General features: G+C 44.9%; 14 protein-coding genes. 7 read left to right on the top strand and 7 right to left on the bottom strand.

What is annotated here, in order from left to right:
- Positions 1-408: 408 nt before the first annotated feature.
- Together E1919_RS23660 and E1919_RS23655 are read left to right on the top strand one after the other, a co-directional pair.
- Positions 409-915 (top strand): SMP-30/gluconolactonase/LRE family protein, encoded by a 507-nt coding sequence (locus E1919_RS23660; protein ID WP_162055885.1) that lies wholly within the window; start codon positions 409-411, stop codon positions 913-915.
- Positions 916-963: 48 nt separating this feature from the next.
- A complete protein-coding gene (locus tag E1919_RS23655) occupies positions 964-1,461 on the top strand; it encodes an SMP-30/gluconolactonase/LRE family protein (protein ID WP_237144828.1) in 498 nt (165 codons plus the stop codon).
- 49 nt (positions 1,462-1,510) lie between these two features.
- On the opposite strand, the gene E1919_RS27715 is transcribed toward E1919_RS23655, so the two are convergent.
- From E1919_RS27715 to E1919_RS23625, 6 genes are all read right to left on the bottom strand, one after another.
- Positions 1,511-3,469, bottom strand: coding sequence for an ATP-binding protein (locus E1919_RS27715; protein ID WP_237144825.1), 1,959 nt, complete (start codon positions 3,467-3,469; stop codon positions 1,511-1,513).
- A 42-nt stretch (positions 3,470-3,511) separates the two neighbouring features.
- Positions 3,512-3,745, bottom strand: a complete 234-nt coding sequence (locus E1919_RS23645; protein ID WP_162055883.1) for a hypothetical protein — start codon at positions 3,743-3,745, stop codon at positions 3,512-3,514.
- Positions 3,746-4,426: 681 nt separating this feature from the next.
- Positions 4,427-6,679 carry an ATP-binding protein gene (locus E1919_RS23640; protein WP_237144824.1) on the bottom strand — a complete coding sequence of 751 codons (2,253 nt, stop codon included), beginning with the start codon at positions 6,677-6,679 and terminating at the stop codon, positions 4,427-4,429.
- A 441-nt stretch (positions 6,680-7,120) separates the two neighbouring features.
- Positions 7,121-8,218 (bottom strand): alpha/beta hydrolase, encoded by a 1,098-nt coding sequence (locus E1919_RS23635; RefSeq protein ID WP_162055882.1) that lies wholly within the window; start codon positions 8,216-8,218, stop codon positions 7,121-7,123.
- 181 nt (positions 8,219-8,399) lie between these two features.
- Entirely contained in the window at positions 8,400-8,777 is a 378-nt protein-coding gene (locus E1919_RS23630; protein ID WP_162055881.1) for a cupin domain-containing protein, read from the bottom strand.
- A gap of 770 nt (positions 8,778-9,547) precedes the next feature.
- Positions 9,548-12,013 (bottom strand): ATP-binding protein, encoded by a 2,466-nt coding sequence (locus E1919_RS23625; protein ID WP_237144823.1) that lies wholly within the window; start codon positions 12,011-12,013, stop codon positions 9,548-9,550.
- A gap of 1,293 nt (positions 12,014-13,306) precedes the next feature.
- Between E1919_RS23625 and E1919_RS23620 the strand changes: the two genes are divergently transcribed.
- The 5 genes from E1919_RS23620 (at position 13,307) to E1919_RS23600 (ending at position 20,640) form a co-directional block, all read left to right on the top strand.
- On the top strand, positions 13,307-14,572 hold the full coding sequence (locus E1919_RS23620; RefSeq protein ID WP_162055880.1) for an L-lactate MFS transporter: 1,266 nt from the start codon (positions 13,307-13,309) through the stop codon (positions 14,570-14,572).
- Positions 14,573-15,035: 463 nt separating this feature from the next.
- Complete coding sequence (locus E1919_RS23615; protein ID WP_162055879.1) at positions 15,036-15,179, top strand: hypothetical protein; 144 nt, start codon at positions 15,036-15,038, stop codon at positions 15,177-15,179.
- A 473-nt stretch (positions 15,180-15,652) separates the two neighbouring features.
- On the top strand, positions 15,653-18,181 hold the full coding sequence (locus E1919_RS23610) for a glycoside hydrolase family 9 protein (RefSeq protein ID WP_162055878.1): 2,529 nt from the start codon (positions 15,653-15,655) through the stop codon (positions 18,179-18,181).
- Positions 18,182-18,773: 592 nt separating this feature from the next.
- Positions 18,774-19,676 (top strand): NAD-dependent epimerase/dehydratase family protein, encoded by a 903-nt coding sequence (locus E1919_RS23605; protein WP_162055877.1) that lies wholly within the window; start codon positions 18,774-18,776, stop codon positions 19,674-19,676.
- Positions 19,677-19,863: 187 nt separating this feature from the next.
- Positions 19,864-20,640 (top strand): SDR family NAD(P)-dependent oxidoreductase, encoded by a 777-nt coding sequence (locus tag E1919_RS23600; protein ID WP_162055876.1) that lies wholly within the window; start codon positions 19,864-19,866, stop codon positions 20,638-20,640.
- 339 nt (positions 20,641-20,979) lie between these two features.
- On the opposite strand, the gene E1919_RS23595 is transcribed toward E1919_RS23600, so the two are convergent.
- Positions 20,980-21,378 (bottom strand): transposase (locus tag E1919_RS23595; RefSeq protein WP_162055875.1); only part of this gene is annotated, 399 nt, incomplete at its 5' end.

Raw genomic sequence — 21,378 nt, 5'->3', positions numbered from 1 at the left:
AAGTAAATAGAAAAAGGCCTCCAGTGTTAACTGGAGGCCTTTCATGTAGACCTTAGTATCGAATTATCGAACCATATCCACAAAGATTTTAAGGCTGTGGAAAAGTATCTGCAGGTGGGAGAGGGGTGATAAATACCCTCTTCTACAATAGCAATTGATTGCTTGTTTATCTTAACAACTGTTATCGGGAAAACCTCATAGACGTCGGAGTGGTAGAAGAAGGTTCTGGTATTATCTACAGCTCAGCTGCACTCTTTGATAGTTTCCTTTAACCTATCTTCATGGACTTGAACATGCTTTTTTAGCTGTTTATGTAGATGAGCCCAATCAAGCTAATTGCGTATATACTACAGTAGTTGAGGCACTCAGCAGGCTGCAGCATATCATAAGGATTAAATGAGCAGGTAGATGAATATGAAACTCTATTGGCGCATTTTGAAAACTTACTCCTTCCTTGCCTTCGTGCTGATACACCTTGTATTGTTGCTTCAGTCTCATGCATTCGCTCAGCAGACGAAAGGGACAGAGATAGTGGCGGCAGATGCCACCGTGAAAGAAATCTTCTCTGGAGGGGAAACCCAGCTGGAGGGCCCTGCCATGTCCCCCGACGGGATGCTGTACTTCTGTGATCTGCCCTTGACCAACGGAGTCCCCGGCAAAGCAGGCATCATCTGGAGGCTCAACCCCTTAACAGGAGAGAGCAGCGTGTTCAGGTCGCCGAGCGGCATGGCAAACAGGCTCACCTTCGACGCGGAGGGTAACCTTATCGTCTGTGAGGGAGCGGACTTCGGCGGGCGCAGGGTCACCAGAACAGACATGAAGACGGGCAAGAGCGTGATCATCGCCGGCCTCTACCAGGGAAGGCCATTCAATGCCCCTAACGATGTTGCCGTGGATGAGCAGGGTAGGGTGTAATTCACCGATCCCCGCTACATCGGGCAGGAACCGCTGGAGCAGCATGTGATGGGGGTCTACCGGATCGACAAAGACGGCTCCGTGCATTTAGTGGCCGCCAATGTGGCTAAGCCGAATGGTATTGCCATTTCGCCTGACCAGAAGACGCTTTATGTCGCGAACTGTGACCAACCAGGCGACGGTAATTCGAGGTTCCTGTCCGATGATATAAAAGCAGTCAGACCCACCGGTGAGGGTTACATCCTTGCCTATAACTTACTGCCGGACGGCAGTCTACAGTTCAGGGGGAAACTCATTGACTACGGAACGAGCTGCCCCGACGGCCTCGCCGTTGACAGAGAGGGTAATCTGTACATCGGAGTATGGGAAAGGCTGGAGGTTTACTCACCAAAAGGAAAGAAGATAGCCGAGATCAAGGTGCCGGAGGCAGTGAACATGTGTTTCGGGAGAGGCCGGTTCAGTAAAACACTGTTCATAGCCGGAGGCAAGAGCATCTATGCCATTGATGTTAAGAAGGAGGGATACAACGTACCCTACAAGAAATAAGACCTCTTTTTCAGGACCAATTCTTATGGGCCTATAACGCTACATATGTTTAGTGAGGGGCTGTATGTAGAGTGGGTTTACTGGGTACAGGAACATAAGGAAGCGTGATGGTAAACTCCGCCCACTCTCCCTGCTCAGTGGCTACAGCCAGCTCCCCGCCGTGCATCTTGGTGATAATGTCATAACCGAGCGAAAGGCCTAAACCAGTTCCCTGGCCGGTAGGCTTGGTGGTGAAAAAGGGCTGGAAGATTTTATGCTTCACACTTTCCGGTATTCCCGTGCCATTGTCCCACACCCGTATCTCCGCTTTTCCGTTTTGGGTTGCTGTGCTGATTGCCACCTTCGGCTCGTACCCCACCTGCCCCAATTTCTGTTTCTGCTGTACAGCGTAGAAGGCGTTGTTGAAGAGGTTGAGCAGCGCCCGCCCCAGCTCCTGCGGCACCACCTCTATCTTTTCAAGGCGTTGGTCATAGGCAGTTTCGAGGGTGCAGGAAAAACCTTTGTGCTTGGCCCGGATGCCGGAGTAGGAGAAGCGTAGGTACTCATTAACCAAGGCATTGATGTTCGTCAGCTGCTTCTCCCCCGCACTGGAGCGGGAGTGCTCCAGCATCCCTTTGACGATGGCATCGGCCCTTTGCCCGTGGAGATGGACCTTCCTTTGGTTCTGTGACAGATTTGAGATCAGCTCCTGCAGGTTCTTCTTCTCTCCAGGTGGGACGCTCAGCTGTCTCACCTCCTCCTGCACTTCCTGGCACAGCTCCTGACCCAGCTCCGAGAAGTTGTTGATGAAGTTGAGCGGGTTCTGTATTTCGTGGGCAATGCCGGCGGTGAGCTCTCCTAAACTAGCCATCTTCTCCTTGTGCACAAGCTGGTTTTGCGTGGCTTTCAGGTGCTCAAGTGTGGCCTGTAGCTTTTCTTTTTGCTTGACAACCTCAGCTGTTCTTTCGACCACCTGGCGCTCCAGCGTCTCGTTTTGGGCGGCAAGGAGTTGCTGTTTTTCCTGCTCCTGAGCAAGTGTCTTCTCTGAGAGGTGCTGAACCTCTTCCAGCTTCGCTTCCAGTGTGCGGCTGGTGAAGGCAAACTCCAGTGCCAGTAAGATGGAGATGGATACCGGAAAGCTTAAGTAGCTGATGTTCCACATTAAGTTTCCTATAACCCAATTGGGGCCAGCCGGTAAATATCCCATTGCCATGGCTTCAAAGAGGCTATAAAAAATAAAATAACTGATAGCTCCTCCGGCTACTATCCATGCTCCCCGCTGCTTTCTTTTTATACCCAGCAATGCAACCCTCAAAGTCTCCAAAGGAATAATCAAAACAATCAGAATAAAAACCAGCCACCTATAAGGGTTTAACCAGAATCCATCCAGGAAAAAGAGAAATAAGCCCACTGTCAATGCCCAGAAAACTATCCCCTTTGGCTGGTTAAACAGGCGGTAAAGGGCTCTTAAATAAAAGAAATAATTCAAAGAGCCTATAAAACATCCTCCCATGATGAGCAGGTACATTTTTGCTTCCACTGAATGGACTTTGTAGGCTGAGTTAATTAAAATGGCTGCCAAAGCAGAAAAAAGAGCATAAAGGAAGAAGTACAGGTTGGCCCGCTGTGTAGGATAGAAAAAAAAGAAAGCAAGGTGAAGAATGGCGAGTATGCAAAAGAAACCTGCCCGGAAGAACTCAAAAGGCGACGCATATTCTGCCGCGGAATAGACAGCTGCTGCATTCATCTCGTTGAGCCTTATCTGCAGGGTAAAGTTTGACCTATTCCCCACATTAAAAATTGGCAGATCCTTCTGCAGGGCATACCGCACAGCTAAGACCTGCTTAGTTCCGCCTGCCAGTGGCAAATGAATCATGTGCCCTTGTGGTAGCGTACGGGCCTGCACTTCTTCCGGGTTTTGGCTCACCACACCCAATTGTTTAATAAGACGGCCGTTCAGGTAAATTTCTGATGCGCCTGTCTGCTGCACATGCAGCACCAGAGGCTGCCGCCACAGTGCGCTGTCCACACAAAGCTCCAGCCGAAGCCATACTACATCATTTTGCCAGAGTTAAGGCATGGCTTTTATATCCTTGGTTGGGTCAACAGCTTGCCATCCGCTGTCATCAATGTTCGGAGAGGCCCATTCTGGATTGTCACCTGCCTGAAGTTTCCAGCCCCTGTCCAGTAGAATTCCATCCTCTGGTAAGTGGTTTAGATGGACAGCGCAGGCGTTTTTTTCCTGTGCCCGCAGCTGCACATGTGCAAAAGAGAAGAGGAAGATAATAATGATTCCCAATTTCATAGCGCTGCCTTCTTTATCCAGCAAGCACAATTGTGGTAAGTGGTAAATAACAACCAGTGACCTCCTCTCCCTTGCTTCGATAATATCTTTATACGTGGTTTATTTGGATAATATAAAGTAATAATTTGACTTGCTGTTACTTGTACAAACATCTTCTGTTTTGTATGTTAATACAGGAGATGACAAACTAGTTGGTTAGTAAACACAAATAATATGATTTTAGCTCTAGTTGCTGCAAAGCGGTGATTGGTATAGAGCTTTTACTTTGTTTCCCAGAAAATGTGGGGATTTTGACATCGTAAAACCTGCAGCGGTATTTGCCCCTGCAGCCTGTATGGCGTCTCATTTTGCCGTCTCAAAAATCAAACTTGTAAATTATTTTAAGAGATGATTTGGTGAGACCATTCATGATATCATGAACAGTGTGTTCATAGGCTAACTGATAGGTTCACCTAAGGGCAAATAGTAGGGGAGGGCAATAAAAGGAATTAGGCAAACAACAGAAGCTTAACCTCCTCCAAAAAAGTAATTATTTGTCTAATCGAGATGTGTTAAATTGATAGGTGGCGGTTTTAGTGTCCGAATAGTGTCCGAAGCAAATGAAAAAACGCCTCCAGATGGCTCTGGAGGCGTTTAGTGTAGACCGAAGGATTGAATTATCGAACCATATCCACAAAGATTTTATGGCTGTGGTAAAGTATCTGCAGGTGGGAGAGGAGCAATAGAGGCAGCATGTTGTTCCTCACCTACAGGTACATACGGAATCGAAACGGTAAACTCTGTCCACTCACCTTCCTTAGATGTTACCCTCATTTCTCCACCGTGACCCTTCGTGATAATATCATAGGAGAGGGAGAGACCTAATCCTGTTCCTTGTCCTGTAGGCTTGGTGGTGAAAAAGGGCTGAAAGATTTTGCCCTTAACGCTCTCAGAAATTCCTGTACCATTGTCCCACACCCTTATCTCTACTTTTCCGTTTTGGGTTGCTGTGCTTACCGCCACCTTCGGCTCGTATCCCACCAGCCCCCACTTCTGTTTCTGCCGCACGGCATAGAAGGCGTTGTTGAAGAGGTTCAAAAGCACCCGCCCCAGCTCCTGCGGCACCACCTCCATCTTTTTAAGGCTTTGGTCATAGCAAGTGTCAAGGGTGCAGGTGAAGTCCTTGTCACTTGCTCTCACTCCAGCATATGCCAGGCGCAGGTACTCTTCAACCAAGGCATTGAGGTCAGTCAGCCGCTTCTCCCCCGTACTGGCGCGGGAGTGCTCCAGCATCCCTTTGACGATAGCATCGGCCCTTTGCCCGTGGAGATGGACCTTCCTTTGGTTCTGTGACAGATTTGAGATCAGCTCCTGCAGATTCGCCTTCTCTGTTGGGGATACGCTCAGCTGCCTCACCTCCTCCTGCACTTCTTGGAACAGCTCCTGGTTCAGTTCCGAGAAGTTGTTGACGAAGTTCAAAGGGTTCTGGATCTCGTGGGCGATGCCGGCGGTGAGCTCCCCAAGGGAGGCCATTTTCTCCCGTTGGATTAGTTGTTCCTGCGTGGATTTCAGCTCATCAAGCGACAGCTTGAGTTCTGCTGTACGCTCGGTTACCTGTTGCTCCAAAGTTTCGTTTTGGCTGGCCAGTAATTGCTGTTTTTCGCGTTCCTGAGTAAGGCTCTTTTCGGAGAGGTCCTTTACTTCTTTAAGTTTTTGCTGTAGGAAATCATTGACAAAAGCAAATTCAAGACCTAGATAAATTGAAGCTGCCATTGGAATGCTCAACTGGTTTATATTAAAAAGGACGGTAGGTAAAGTCGATATAGTTAGAAAAAAGTCAACATTAACAAGTTTACCTTGTGCTATAAACATCAAAAAGCCTATAGAATAAAGGATAGCGCCCGCAACAATAATCAAAGACCCTCTTTTCTTTCTTCGCAAAGCCAGAAGAGAGATGCGAAGTATATTAAAATTTATCAGATTCTGCGCCAGAACGCCGCCAGCCAGCCAGCCCCACCGATAGGACCCCGAGTTCAAAAAAAAGCTGATAATTACATAGAAAACCAGGCCCCAATAGAATATATCTTTTTTTTGTTCAAGCAGGTAATGAATAGCGGTGAGTAAAAACAGGTTACCGACCAGGAAAAAGACAAATGAAAAATTACCTAGGAAAAACTTATATTTTACCTCGTGTGCCTCTAAATAAAATATATGTTGTAGAACGATTGCCGTAACCAAAAAGAGAGCAAAAACAGCAAAGTAGAAGTTGGCTTTTTGGGAAGGATAGAAGAGGTAAAAGGCAAAGTGGAGTACGCAAAACAAAAAACAAACACCAATTATAATAATATGAAGCCACTTGAAAAGTGAAGCTTGTTGATGATAGAAACTGACCGCCGATTCAACGTCTTTTATTTGCATCCATAAAGCGTGGTTAGTCGTTGCAAAGATAGTAGTATACCGGATATTGGGTTGGGTAGCGAACCGAACTGCCAAAACCTGTATGGTATCTTTCTTTATAGGAAAAGATACTGGTTTCCACAATGGATCATAGGCTTTTACATTTGCCGGATTTGAACTTACAACTCCAAAGCGATGAATCAATTGCCCATCCAAATAAATCTCTGAGGCACCGGATTGCTGAATTATTAACGCCAACTGTCTTTCCAGTGAAGTATTTATTATAAGGCGTAACCGAAACCAGACAATTCCAGATTTTGGAATCTGTTGACAGTCATAGATATCTAACGTAGGATTGATGGTTTTCCAGGCTTCGTCATTATAATCTGGATTTGCATAGGCGGGGTTATCACCGGAAAGATATTTCCAGCCTTTGTCCAGCACAACACCATCAGCAGGCAGGGTATGGAGGTACACGACGGAGTCAGCCATGGGCTGCGCCTGTACCTGCACAAAGGCAAGGAAGAGAGAACAGAGAAGCAGAAGGCTTGACTTCATGATACAGCGATGAAGCTACTTTAGGGGGACGGGCTGGAGGAGGAAGGTTGTAGGTGAAGATTCTAAGGTTCACGATACATAACCTGCAGTTCTGCGGCATCACCCTTTGGGCAATAGTTGTCGCCAGCTGAGAGTCTAAATCTATTATAAAAGGTACTAAAAATATCTAATGTAATTTGTAACTAGTCACTTAATTCCAGTATTACAGTCCGTGTTACCTGCACTATGCCTAAGCCTCTTTTTGATGCAGGTTCAATTTAAAATGATTCATTTCAGACACATCGCTAGCTGTCTGGAGTATAGCTAACGTCTGCCGCTTGCCGAAGTACGGGCATGGAGGCACCTCAGCCTGGTATGTGTTCTGTTGCTAAATAAAAACCTGGTGCTTAAAACTGTTCATCAGCCCCTATTTTGGCCTGCCGCTGTTGCGGGACGTGCTGCTTATTTCTTTTTCGATTTTTTTGAACTCCGTGTCGTTTTAGATTTCATTTCCTCAAATCTCAAATACGTATCAAAGAAGGGCAACATGTCGTTCAATGCTCTTCCATCTTCTGTCCAGAGCTTGTTGCCGTGTGTACCAATGTATTCTTCCGCATAATGATTAATGCCTAAACTCTCCAGCTTTTCACTGAACATCTTGCAGGTCAATGGAATGAAAGCAAATTCTTCGTTTCGTCCCCAGTCGAGTTTCAGTGCTTTCAATTTTCGGATGTTATGGGCATACTGGTCCACCATATACAAAGGCGAATTATTGTTCCATACTTCCAAAACTTCCTCGTTTACTATCAAACTGTCTCCCTTGTAGGTAAAGGGGAAGTCGCAATAGAATGGCGGTTTAGAGGCGTTGGGAGTATAGGCCTGTCCCATTGCCACAACAGCGTTGGCTAATATCTCATTGTATCCTGTTATCAATTCTTCTTTGGACTTGATGCTTTGCGCCCGCCTGAAGGCCGTGCCATTTGCTCCGAATTCTTCAAACAGAGCTAAGGCGCCAGGGCTCAATGCATAAACGCTTGTAAATACTTCAGGAAAAAGCATTCCTAATTTGATGGCACCATAACCACCCATAGAATGACCTGTAATGCCACGGCTCTCTTTATCAGGAATAGTTCGATAGTGCCCGTCTATGTAGTTGACCAAATCTTTAGCGGTAAAATCGGCCCAGTATCCGGTTAAGGGGGAGTTGGTATAGAAACTCCCTCGGTATAGGGTATACTGATCCGGCATCACGACAATTACTGGTCTTATTTTTCCATCCCTTATGGCTTTGTCTAATAATTGGTCGAAATGAACTTCGGCAATTTGAAGACTATCGTTCCAGGTGAAGCCGTGCAAATAGTAAATGACAGGATACCGGTTGGTTGTTTGGTCGTAGTTAGGCGGCAGATAAATCGTTACCCTTCTCACTGGGTTTTCCCCTCCGGTATTTTGTAAGGCAAGGGAGTTGATTCGCTCCACAATCACTTTTCCTTTGAGTTCTTGTGCTTGCCCGAGACAGATGCCTGAAATAAAGGCTAGTAGAAAGAAGAGTTTTTTCATTGACCATGTATTTAAGGTTATAAAGAAATCAACCCTGGCATGTCCCGCAACGGATTAGTACGTATAGCGGGCAAGGCGTAGCCGAAGCATAGCAGCTATGCTTTGGTATCTGGAATTATTCTTTCTGTGCGGCAACCAGGTCACCTGACCAGCCCTTGGCTCCCGCCAGACCCGTGCGGGGTCATTTACCCGCGTCGTCCATTTTCCTGCCGATATGCTCCATCACCTCTCTGAACTCCCGCTCCGGGCTGAACTCCACCAGTTTCAAATCCTCTTCCACGACGGCGGTGTGCCCGGCCGGCCAGTAAAACAAGTCACCTTCGCGGGCGACCTCCTCTGATTTGTCGTCATAGAGGATGCGGATGGCCCCCTGCAGGATATAGCCCCAGTGCGGGCAGTGGCAGCTGTCATTGCTTAACCCCTGAAGCAAGGGCCTCAGGTCCGTTCCCTTGGGAGCTTGGTTGAAAGCAACGGCCATGCCCCCGAATCCGGCTGCGTTGCGCATCACGGTGCCGGGAGCCTCCATGGCGATGGGCAGGTCCTCTTTGTTGATTTTCATAGCTGTATCTTTTTGACAGTGAATAGGTTTGCTTGCTGCTTGCCTCTATTGTGTATACGTCACACGCACCGTTTTAGCTTGCCGCAAGGAGGCGTAGCTTCCATGCAGGAGCCTTCGGGCAAGCCTCCGATTAAGCGACAATAAGCCACAGGTAATATGTGTTTATGTCCTGCTTGCTGAAGCAGGGTTCTCATCGTGGCTTTTTGGCTCTTTGCAGTTCACACGTTGAGTGTTCGTTTCTGTCTTGTCCTGGAAAACGGCTGAATTATGATATGAGCGGGTGTGGTCATCCTCAACGGAAATCAACGCGACTTCTAAGCTTTTTGCGGGTTACGGCAGGAGCTTCGTTTCTTTCCCGTTGTCCCTTAAAACTTGGGAATATTTGGATTGTGGAACCTGCAGCGGTACCTGTCCCTGCAGCCTGTGTGGCGTCTCATTTTGCCGTCTCACAAATCAAACTGATGATTTGTTTTAAGAGATGAGTAGCTGAGACCTTTTATGATATAATGAACAGTGTGTCAAAGGATAATTAGGTAGATTTACCTAAAAGCAAATAATAGGGGAGGGCACCAAAGAGAACAAGGTAAGCAACAGAAGCTTTAGCCTCCAAAGAAGTAATATTTGGCTTAATCGAGAGGTGTTAAATTGACAGGTGGCGGTTTTAGTGTCCGAATAGTGTCCGAAGCAAATGAAAAAAGCCCTCCAGCGTTAACTGGAGGGCTTTTGTGTAGACCGAAGGAGTGAATTATCGAACCATGTCCACAAAGATTTTATGGCTGTGGATAAGTATCTGCAGTTGGGGGAGCAGCAGTAGAAGCAGCGAACTGTTCCTCTGCTACAGGCACATGCGGAAGCGATACGACAAACTCCGTCCATTTCCCTTCATCAGAAGTTACCATCATTTCTCCGCCGTGCCCTTTCGTGATGATATCATAAGAGAGGGAGAGACCTAATCCCGTGCCTTGCCCTGAAGGTTTTGTTGTGAAGAAAGGATGAAACACCTTGCTCTCCACGCTCTTCGGCATACCTGTTCCATTATCACACACCCGTATTTCCACCCGATCTTCCTGCTGACTGGTGCTTACGTTCACAATTGGTTTATAGACTACTTCATCAAATCTGACTTGCACCTGCCTCTGCTTTTGTTTCTGCTGCACCGCGTAGAAGGCGTTGTTAAAGAGGTTTAGCAGCACCCGTCCCAGCTCCTGCGGCACAACCTCCACCTTCTCCAGGTTCTGGTCATAGGTAGTTATGAGGGTGCAGGTAAAATCTTTGTCTTGGGCTTTTATGCCGTGGTATGCCAGTCGCAGGTATTCCTCAGCTAAGGCATTTATATTTGTCAGTTGCTTTTCTCCTGTAGAAGTTCTGGCATGCTGCAGCATGCCTTTCACAATAGCATCTGCACGTTTGCCATGTAAGTTTATCTTCTGCTCATTATCCTGAATATAACCAGCAATAGAAATAGCCTCCACTTTATTACCTTTAGACAACGCTTCTTTCAACTCAATAACCAATTCTGTGTTGACATCAGAAAAGTTATTGACGAAGTTGAGGGGGTTCTGGATTTCATGGGCAATACCGGCAGTGAGTTCTCCCAAAGAGGCCATTTTTTCTTTTTGCACCAGTTGGGCCTGTGTGACTTTGAGCTCATACAGGGCCTGCTCAGTCTTTTCCTTTTGCTGCTTCAGCAGTGTGTTTGTTCTCTTCTTCTGGCGGTTGTTTCGGTACAAAATGCCTGAAATCAACAGCAGTACCCCCAGCCCCGATAGAAGGCTGTATGTTCGGATGCGGTAACGGTACTCCCTTTGAGCCTGTCTCTCCAGTTGTGCCTGATCCAGCTTCTTTTGCTCATTTTGCACCTCTAGCAGTGCCACTTCTTTATCCTTGCTGAGTTGTTGCAGGCTGTCGTTGAGGCGGTGGTACAGCTTTTTGTGCTGGTATGCTTTCCAGATATTTCCGGAACTTAAGTAAGCGGAGTCCAATGCTTTGTAAGATGTCACAAGATCATGTAGGTTATGGAACTCCATGCTTTTTGACTTGGCTGTTTCGAGTTGGGCAATGGCCTCCGGTAATCTTTGTTCTTGCAATAGAAAATAACCGTACCACAAATGCTTTCCTGGAGTCCAGAAGGGGACAGATTTCCCGACAGTGGCGATAGATAATCGGTAGTACTTATCTGCAGAATCAACCTGACCTGCTTTATTAAAAAGATCGGCTTTTATACTATAAAAGGTATGCTCATAATCATGGCTTAAAAAGAAAGAGAAGAGGTGTGGGTTGGCATCCAGAAGCGCTTGTGCTTCCTTTAGCTTACCGAAGGCAACATTTAAACTAAGGAGCTGGCTGAGAGGCGCATGCTGATAAGAGGTAGGTAAATTGTACGCTCTCGCTATGTCTTTGACTTTATAGGCAGAGGCAAAGGAGTTCTTCATGTCACCTTTCCCCAGATAGGCCCAGGTCATATTCCACTGGGTCATGTACAGCCAGGGTAAATGGCGGTAGTCAAGGTGTTTCATCTTGCTCAGGCTTTCTATTGCGCTTGAGAAATAAGCCAGTGCTTTGTCTGGGTCACCCAATGTGTCATAAAATCGTGCAAAAATGCGGTAACTGTAGGCAAGCAGGTAGGGGTCCTGTAGTTTTTCCGCTAGTTCTACGGCTTGGGTAAAGAGATGAAATGCAGCAAGGTTGTCTTTCTTAAGCGTATTGCCGTTGGCTGCTGCTATCAAGGCCATGGTTCGAAGGGAATCATGGCCAATAGCAGTAGAAACTGAAAGAGCCTCCTTTCCCCATTCCATTGCCTCATCAGCATCCATCACCACGGTGTGAAAGGGTATCCGCGACAAACCTATGTTGGCGCAGGCCTCATAAAAAGGCAAATCGTTTTCTTTTGCAATGCGAATAGCCTTGGAGTAGTACCCTCTTAATTCCTTTTCTCTCTCAGTGGAAAACATACCTTCTACCATGCGGTTGCCGTTGAGAACATAGGCCAGCGCCTCCAACTCTTTCTGCTTGCTATTCTCTGCCAATCTAATCATTTTCCGGCCATAGGCTCTTGCAGTAGCATGACCGCCATCGGTCCACGTGTAATAGGTTGCGAGAGCATCCAAGGCGTATATTTTTTCCTTCGTTGTTTTGGCCGTATTTACTTTCTGCTGCAGCACCTGCAGGTCGATAGAAAAGGCAGTGTATGCCATTAGCATCCACGCGACGGTAAAGAGGAGGATTTTTTGTTTCATCTCTAATGAGCGAGTGTTAATTAACTACAAACACCTTACATCATCTTAAATGGCTTTACTAGCTGTACTTCCAAAACCTTGTACACTCCTAATTTTCTGAGAAGGTGAAGCAGTAGGCAAGCGCAGCGAGTCAGTAACTGTAGTAAGCTTCTCCTCCTCCCTTTGCCTAATTTTAGATGTCAAAGTCTTCATAGTTTCTCCAGTTTACTTACCCCACAAAAAGTAGTGAACCCCTTACAGGTACTCTCCTTGTATAGGGACTTGTTATAACCCTATTGTTTTCCTTATACGTATTGAATATAAAACTGTAAAACTATAACTATTTTATATACCGTGCGGTTTCTCTACTCCAATGGGACATAGGAAGAGTGGGTACAATATAAAATAGAAGATGAATTCGACTCTGAAAGCAAAAGTATTGTGAAGTAAAGGTGTACGGTCTGGGAATACTGAAGCTCAACAAACTGCAGCAGGTGGAAACAAAAAATTGGCAGATCAAAAAGCAGTTGACCAATCACTGCCTGTACTAGCAAATTCTGGAGGAAAGGGTAGGGGCAACAGTCGATAAAGAATAAACAACAGCTGCTGTAGCTCCTTCTGATGGGCACCTAAGAGGAGATTGAAGGAGCGGTAAGTATAGGAGGAGAAAGATTAGTGTCCGAATAGTGTCCGAAGCAAATAAAAAAAGGCCTCCAGCGTGAACTGGAGGCCTTTCGTGTAGACCGAAGGATTGAATTATCGAACCATATCCACAAAGATTTTGAGGCTGTGGATAAGTTTCTGCAGGTGGGAGAGGAGGGTTAGTAAGATTATTACTTAAGGTGAATTTTCTTCAAACTACAATATTCTTAAGTTTGGGAGGAACTCACTGTTATATGCCATTTTCTACATTACCGCTGTCCCATTTATGGAGGAGGTCATTATTTGAAATCTGCTACACTAGGGAAGTTGAACAACAAGAGGAGCTGACATACATAGTTCGTCTCAAAATTAGAGTGCTCCCAAGTATAAAAAAATATTGTTAACTTTCCTGGTGCACAGCTATACTGCAGGTAAGCTGTCAATTAACTTTGGGTTTAAAAAATAGTCATTGAACAAAAGGATACAGGTATTATTTGAAATCTTTATGTTCTATGATAATGTCAATCAAAGAACTAGAAATTAAAAAAGAGAAAAAAAGCAGAAGACGGTTTCTTTTGTGGCTATGATTCATCCTTTAGTTGATATCCACTTCTGGTGGAACTCGAACAGTGCAGCATAAAATAAATAGTAAAAAAATAAGAAGGGAATCCTATGAGCACTGGTAAAAATAGATGGCTAATAGCTTTATCCGCAATTTGTATTCACCTTTCCATTGGTGCCGCTTATGCCTACAGTGTTTACACGAACCCACTAGTCAATTCACTCGGTTGGTCGGTTTCATCTGTAACCATAGCTTTTACAGTAATGATGGTTTTGGGAGGGGCTTCAGCTGCCATATTCGGGAGATTTGTTGAAAGAAGCGGGCCAAGAAAATCTGCAATGATTGCTGCGCTTTTATTTGGTCTGGGACAAGCAGGATCTGGCTTTGCCGTTTCCATCGATTCACTTATTTTATTCATACTTACCTATGGACTTTTAAGTGGTGTGGGGCTGGGTATTGGTTACATCGCGCCAGTGTCTACCTTGGTAAAATGGTTTCCGGATCGACGGGGATTAGCTACAGGTATGGCGGTTTTGGGTTTTGGTACCGGAGCCCTTATTACAGCTCCGCTTGCGGCTGCCTTTATGGAAACCATGGGTATCTCCACAACTTTCTACATTTTAGGAACAAGTTACTTTGTCCTAATGATTCTTGGCGCTTTATATATTGCACCACCTCCAAAAGGGTGGCTGCCCCGCGGTATGACACGCAGTGAGACTGCGCCTACAGAAAATAAGGTCAACGATCTGTCCTCTCTCACTGCAAAAAAAGCGGTAAAAACAAAGCATTTTTGGATGTTGTGGACGATCATGCTAATTAATACAAGTGCGGGAATTATGATGATATCAGTCGCTTCCCCAATGGCTCAAAAGATAGGAGGGCTATCAATCGCAAGTGCAGCTGTGATGGTAGGACTCATGGGTATCTTTAATGGTGCTGGCCGAATAGGGTGGGCAGCAGCCTCCGATTATCTTTCCCGGCCCGTAGTGTTCATCATCTTCTTTGTTATACAACTCGTCGCGTTCCTTACTCTTCCCAATATTTCAAGTGCTTTAGTTTTTCAGGCACTGATTTTCCTGGTGGTCAGCTGTTATGGTGGTGGATTTTCAAACCTTCCTGCGTTTATAGCCGATCTTTTCGGAACAAAGGAGCTTGGTGCCATTCATGGTTATCTTTTAACAACTTGGTCTTTAGGTGGGTTATTAGGACCAACTTTAGTATCTCAAATTTACGCAGCAACTGAAAGCTATATTCCTGTTTTCTATGTATTTACCTTTTTGATTATAATAGCTCTAGTCATTGCTGTGCTTTTGAAAGCAGATATTCGGCGCATTCAGAAACAACAGAGAACGTCTACAGCTGCAGGTTTGCAGTAAAGACGTTGTAATGATCAACTTAAATTATTGCTTATAAAACTATTAATAAGTAGAGTGCCAGCACCATATAAAGTGCAGCAAATGTGAGGCATTCACAAAGAGGGGCAACTTATGAGTCTGGTAATAGGGACTCTGCCGTTTTACTGAAGAGATCAGATATCAACGAGAAGCATATTTTTGGCGATATAGTAGGCATTGAAGGAGGGACACGAGTAAGGCCCTCCCTCTGCAGATTACTTCATGGTTGTTACCATGAGCCTGTCAAGGTTATCGGTAATGTTTCTATTGGCGATTACATCGTACGTCTGGTAACAATGACGGCTAAGGGGTCGCCATCAAACCCTCTGAAATGACTTTAGAGAATTACCCTCCACCTGAAGCACACTTAGGCTTGCTTTAGCAAAACAGTTAGTGAAGCAGGAAGTGTAAAAGAAAGCCCAGGAGATAACGAGTAGCTGTCGCGGTGTCAGAAGAGCAGAAAAAAGCCGCTCCATTTGATGTGGAGCGGCTTTTTTCTGTAGTAGACTTAAGTATTGAATTATCAAACCTTATAAACAAAGACTTTGAGGCTGAGGATAAGTATCTGCAGATGGGAGAGGGGCAATAAATATCCTCTTCTACAACAACAAATGATTGCATGTTTATCATAAAAGCTGTTATGGTAGAAACTTCCTTTCAAGCCTCTTGGAGTGGGTGCCGGTTTGGGTTCTTTCGTGGGAAGCAGAAACTTTCAGCAGGTTACTTGATATTGCTTTGTATATATAGTATATCTGTTGGACCGATTCCAGTTATCTGTAGATTTCGACATATAAGCCTAAAGGACTTCCGCTTATACTATGTTTAGTAAAAATTGCGCGCTGCTCACCAGACACTTTCACCATTAAAAAATTATATTTTAATGGTGGCTTGCAGAAAGATGAAGGTGCAGATAAAAAAAGGCCACTGCACCAAAGTGACGGTTTGCATAAGTGGAAAATTTGTAACCTCTACTATTTTTTTTCTTTTTCTATAATGTTAATGACTGTTTATTATATCTTTATAGGATTGCAATCGGTTTCATAAAGGATTTTTATAACAAAAATGAAAAGACGAATATTCTTATCAGTTGTAGTGCTGCTACTGGCGGCATTCAACTATGCTTCGAGCCAGGCTTTGAAACTCAATGATATTGAGTATTTCGAGACGCAAGGTGTCAATGTCCTGGTGTATAATAACCTTTTTACCGGAGGTTTTAACGATGAGAAGAACGCCGGTATAGAATTGATACACCATGGCGTCAGAACAGCGCAAGGCGGTGCTGTGAGACTCTCCAACACTCCAGAGCAGTGGGATCTTGTTCCTGAAATACTAAACCGAAAGGTAGACCCTGCCTCGAAATCCATTGAGGCAACATTAAGGTACAAAGATTACAATTTTGATTCGCGGGTGGTTGTTACGGCGAAGGGTAAAGGTGTGGAGATAGCTGTTTACCTTGATAAACCCCTTCCCAAGGCCCTTGAAGGGGCCGCTGGATTTAATCTTGAGTTTCTACCCTCACAATATTGGGCAAAGGCTTATTTAATGGATGGGCGTTATAGTCGATTTCCACGCTATGTGGTAGGTGAAACTACTACGAGGCCTAACAGTGAAAAACCAAAGCAGTTTAAGGGGTATGTTACTTCTGACGACAGAGGGACCGGCAAATATATCGACCCACTTCCTCTTGAAACCGGACGTACCTTACTTCTTGCACCCGATGAACCCTCACGTTTGGTAAGAATCACCTCGCCGGATGCCGACCTTCAGCTTTACGACGGCCGTGTGCTGGCACAAAATGGCTGGTATGTAGTTCGTAGTGTACTCCCGGCAGGAAAAACAGGCAAGGTGTTGACCTGGACAGTTGAACCGAATGCCATCAAAGGTTGGATAAGAGAGCCCAATGTCGGATTCTCTCAAGTGGGCTACCTCCCTTCTCAACCAAAAGTCGCTGTCATTGAACTAGACATGAAAGACAAACCACTTGCAAAAGCCTCGTTGTATAAAGTAGGCAACGACGGCAGTGCTACCCAAGTATTCAGCGGCAAAATCGTACCCTGGGGTAACTATTTTAAATACAACTATGTAAAGTTCGATTTTACTTCAGTAAAAACCCCTGGTATATACTATATCCAGTACGGCAATCTTAAAACAAACAACTTCTTAATAGAAACTGACGTTTACGATAAGATCACTGATGCCACCAGCGATATATGGATTCCAATCCATATGAATCACATGTTCGTAAACGAGTCTTACAGGGTTTGGCATGGCGAGCCCTTTAAAGAAGGTTATCTACAGGCTCCACCAAACACCGACCACTTCGACCTTCATGATCAGGGACCATCAACCGATACCAAGTATAAAGCACTCGAAGTGATTCCTGGATTAAACGTCGGTGGTTTTTTCGACGCTGGAGATTTTGATATCGAGACAGGATCAAATATTAACGTGGTGCAGAACTTCGTACATACATGGGAATATTTCAAACCATTACGTGATCAGACTTTTGTTAGCCAGGAGCAGCGTTATGTTGATCTTCATAGACCCGATGGAACACCAGATATGTTGCAGTTTATCGAGCACGGAACCCTAAATCTGGTAGCTCAGGCAGAGATTATCGGTCACATGTCTCAAACGCTCTCCAACGCTGTTCTTGATAACTACCATCATCTCGGTGACGCAGCCTCCTCAACAGATGGTCTTCCTTATAATCCTAACCTGGGCCCTTACGAAGTAGCTCCTGATGGTCGTTCGAGTGGCGTTAAGGATGATTTGTGGGCATTTACAAGCCGCAATCCCAGCCTTGATCTCCGAGGAGCAACCATGTTAGCCGCAGCAAGCAGAGCGTTGAAGGGTTATAACGACGATCTTTCGGCAAGAGCGTTGCAGCAATCAAAAAGATTGCTGAAAGAGGCAACGGATTTACTCGCTAATCAGCCGGAGGATACCTCAATACGGAACAGATCAGCAAATGTTGGGACTAATCTTCAACTGTATATCGCAACCGGGGAACAACAGTACAAGGATAAGTTTCAGGAACTTCTTTGGCCTGCACTTGATCGTGGCGTTACCTTCCACCTTTTAACGGCATTAAATGCCATACCGCACATGGACGCATCCTTCAAAGATAATCTCCGCCCATATGTGACAAAGTACAATGATTACATCAAAGGGCTTGAAAAAAACAATCCTTACGGAGTACCTATCGAGCTTGGTAATTGGGCAGGTAGCGGAGCTGTTACAAATTTTGGTACCACCGTTTGTATTGCCAACAAATATTTCCCTGACGTTGTCGACGCAAGCCATGCTTTCAAAGCCACCAATTATCTGTTTGGTGCCCATCCGTATCACAACTATTCATTAGTGGCAACGGTGGGTGCCACTCGTCCCAAAGAAGTCTTTTATGGTAATAACAGGGCTGATTTCTCCTTTATTCCGGGCAATGTTGCTCCGGGTGTATTATTCAGAAAACCCGACCACTTTGAAAACTACGACGACTGGCCGTTTCTGTGGGGACAAAACGAGGGCACGATTGCCGGAAATACCAGTTATTTAATTTTTGGATCAGCTTTTAAAAATTTAATAAAATAAAAAATTGTACTGAACATTTTTAGGTCAGCTACTGAACAAAATTGTTCAATTTTATCGCAAGTAATAAGTCCATTGATTGGATGCTTGTTACTTGCGCTTTTTTTTGCTGTGCAATAAGCTGAAAACGATTCAATGAACAATACAACCAGGGGTATATTTAACGCTTTACACAATGTGTCCGAACACTAAATTTGCTAACATGCGGTATAAAAAAATGCCGGATAGAAGGTAAGTCAAGGCTTGTAGCCACTTCAACTTATTTGTAACATGACAGGATATCGCCTGCAAACGGCAACTTTTATACCGCCAACGGTTACCTTTTATCTAACTGTCTTGTCTCGGTATAGGTTGACAATGAAGTCAACGAAAATGAAAGACAAAAGCTCGAAAGAACGTATTGTAGCAAGGCATCTCACCTCTTGTATGAGCTATCCGGAAGTGGCTGGATTTTCTTGTCCTAAAATAAGCTGTCCCAAAAATCAACCTTTGTAATCACTAATGGTTAAACTGACATGGAGTATGCAGCGCCCACCTTCATAACTGGTGAAAAATTAAATCATTATTAAACAGTCATTATTAAACAGTAGAATACATGAGTAAAAAGCGAATATTTTTTACGGGGGGATCGGGAAAAGCAGGAAAGCACGTGATACCTTACCTTCTCGACCAAGGACATAGAGTGATGAATGTAGATCAGGTGCCTTTGGATTACCCAGGGGTGGATAATCTGATAGCTGATATTACAGATTCCGGACAAATGTTTAATGCCATGAGTTCGTATGCCGGGTTAGACGAGTTGGAACCCGGTAACGGTGTACCACAATTTGATGCTGTTGTGCATTTTGCTGCTGTGCCGAGGATCCTGATAAAACCCGATAATGAAACGTTTCGGGTTAACACCATAGGCACCTACAATGTGATTGAAGCAGCTGTTAAGCTTGGAATTAAAAAGATTATTATTGCTTCGTCAGAGACCACCTACGGTATTTGTTTTTCAGACGGCAAAACCAACCCAAATGTGCTGCCTTTGGAGGAGGATTATGATATTGATCCCATGGATAGCTATGGACTATCAAAGGTTGTGAATGAGAAAACGGCACGCAGCTTCCAGCGACGGTCAGGCTTTGATATTTATGCTCTTCGCATCGGAAATGTGATTGAGCCCCACGAATATGCTGAACTCTTTCCGCATTATTTCAAAAACCCTGAAGTGCGTCGCAGGAATGCGTTCTGTTATATTGATGCACGAGACCTAGGACAGATTGTGGATTTATGTTTGAAAACAAATGATCTTGGCTATCAGATTTTCAATGCTGGAAATGATCACAACGGTGCGATTATCCCCAGCAAAGAACTGGCTGAACAGTTTTTTCCTGGTGTGCCAATTACCCGTGAATTGGAGGAACATGAAGCGTTGTTTTCAAATCGCAAAATCCGTGAAGTATTGGGGTTCAGAGAACAACATAACTGGCAGAAATATTTGAAAATGGACTGATCGCTAATGGAGCAAGTTTAATAAAATATTGATTTAATTTCTACCGATGAACTTGACTTTGGCAGTCTGATAACAAATATTTCAACAGAAAATCATAAAGAAAATACGGACGATGAACTGAAAAGGGAATCTAAAGTAGTATAATGAAAGGATAATAAGTCTTTTACATATTTTAATCATATATATAGTGGAAAAAAGTATTCTTGATTTATTTAAATTAAACGGGCAGACGGCATTGGTAGTGGGTGGTAACAGGGGACTTGGTTTAGCCATGGTAAAAGCATTGGCAGAAGCCGGCGCTAATATCTCTATTGCAGCCCGCGATGAGAAGGAGAATGACCATGCAGTAGAGCTAGTAAGATCTACTTATGGCGTAGAATGTATGAGTTCACGCTGCGATGTGACGGAGGAGGCAACTGTAATAGAAACTGTTAAAAGAACTGTCGACAGATTTGGCAAAATAGACATCTTAATCAACTCTGCGGGGATTAATATCAGAGGAGCTATAGAAGATTTATCTTTGGATGACTTTAATAAAGTACAGCAAGTTAATGTCACCGGTACCTGGCTTGCTTGCCGGGAAGTAGTTCCTATCATGAAAAGAAATGGATACGGCCGGATTATAAACATGGGTTCTATGCTTTCTTTAACGGCTATACCAGAACGCACACCTTATGCTACAAGCAAGGGCGCTATACTACAACTGACCCGATCCTTGGCGATGGAGTTAGCTAAGCAGCAGATTACGGTTAACGCTATTTTACCTGGGCCATTTGCTACTGAGTTGAACCTACCACTTACGAACGATCCCGAAAAATATAAGGCTTTCATTGCCATGATTCCGGTGGGGCGCTGGGGTGAATTACATGAGATTGGCGGCATGGCTCTTTACCTCGCCAGTCCGGCCTCCAGTTATGTGACAGGCGCAGGTTTCTCAGTAGATGGTGGTTGGGTAACAGTATAAATTATATTACCTAATTCAGATTGCGATTGTAAACGATGAAGCCATTCCTTTTTGTTAAGGAAGAAAAGTGACCATACTTTACCCTTAGAGTAGCTGAAGGAGGAGAATTGGCAGTTTGATAAGTTGGTGGTGGTTCTGAGTTTAACCAAGGGATTACAGCAGGGCAGAGGCAACAGTAGATTGGGGGCAGTCAAGAGATGCTTTGGCCTCTTCTGACAGGCACCTAAGTCATAACAAGCAAGGTGTTAAGAGTTTGGATATCGATATTAGTGTCCGAAGGTTATGAAAAAAGGTACTGTTTTAAAATCCAACACATTTTAGTAAATTCTTCCGTATATTCTATTGACGAAGGAGAGCTTCACTCGATAGATCGGACGGAAGCTCATCCAGTGTAGGCAGGTCCGCGGATCTGCCTACTTTGTTTTCAAAGACTTCGTCTTTGTGACGAAGGAGAGGCTTTCTCTCCTGACCTCCGGAAGCTATGGTTCTGTCTTGGAATATCGTGTCGTTTTTCCACATCGAGTAGATGAGCAGCAGCAGTTTGCGCTGCAGGCTCACTACCCCCACCATCTTGCTCTCTTTCCCGGCGTTGATGCGCTGGTAAACAGCCCGCAGGGCAGCATTGTGCCGGCTGGCCACCAGAGCCGGGAAGTAGAGGGCCGCCCTTATTCTGCCGTTGCCTTTCTTGGATATCCTGGTCTTGCCCCTGACACTGGTGCCCGACTCTCTTTCCACCAC

The sequence above is a fragment of the Pontibacter pamirensis genome, assembly GCF_010015475.1.
GTDB lineage: Bacteria > Bacteroidota > Bacteroidia > Cytophagales > Hymenobacteraceae > Pontibacter > Pontibacter pamirensis.
This window is presented reverse-complemented; position numbering and strand designations above follow the sequence as displayed.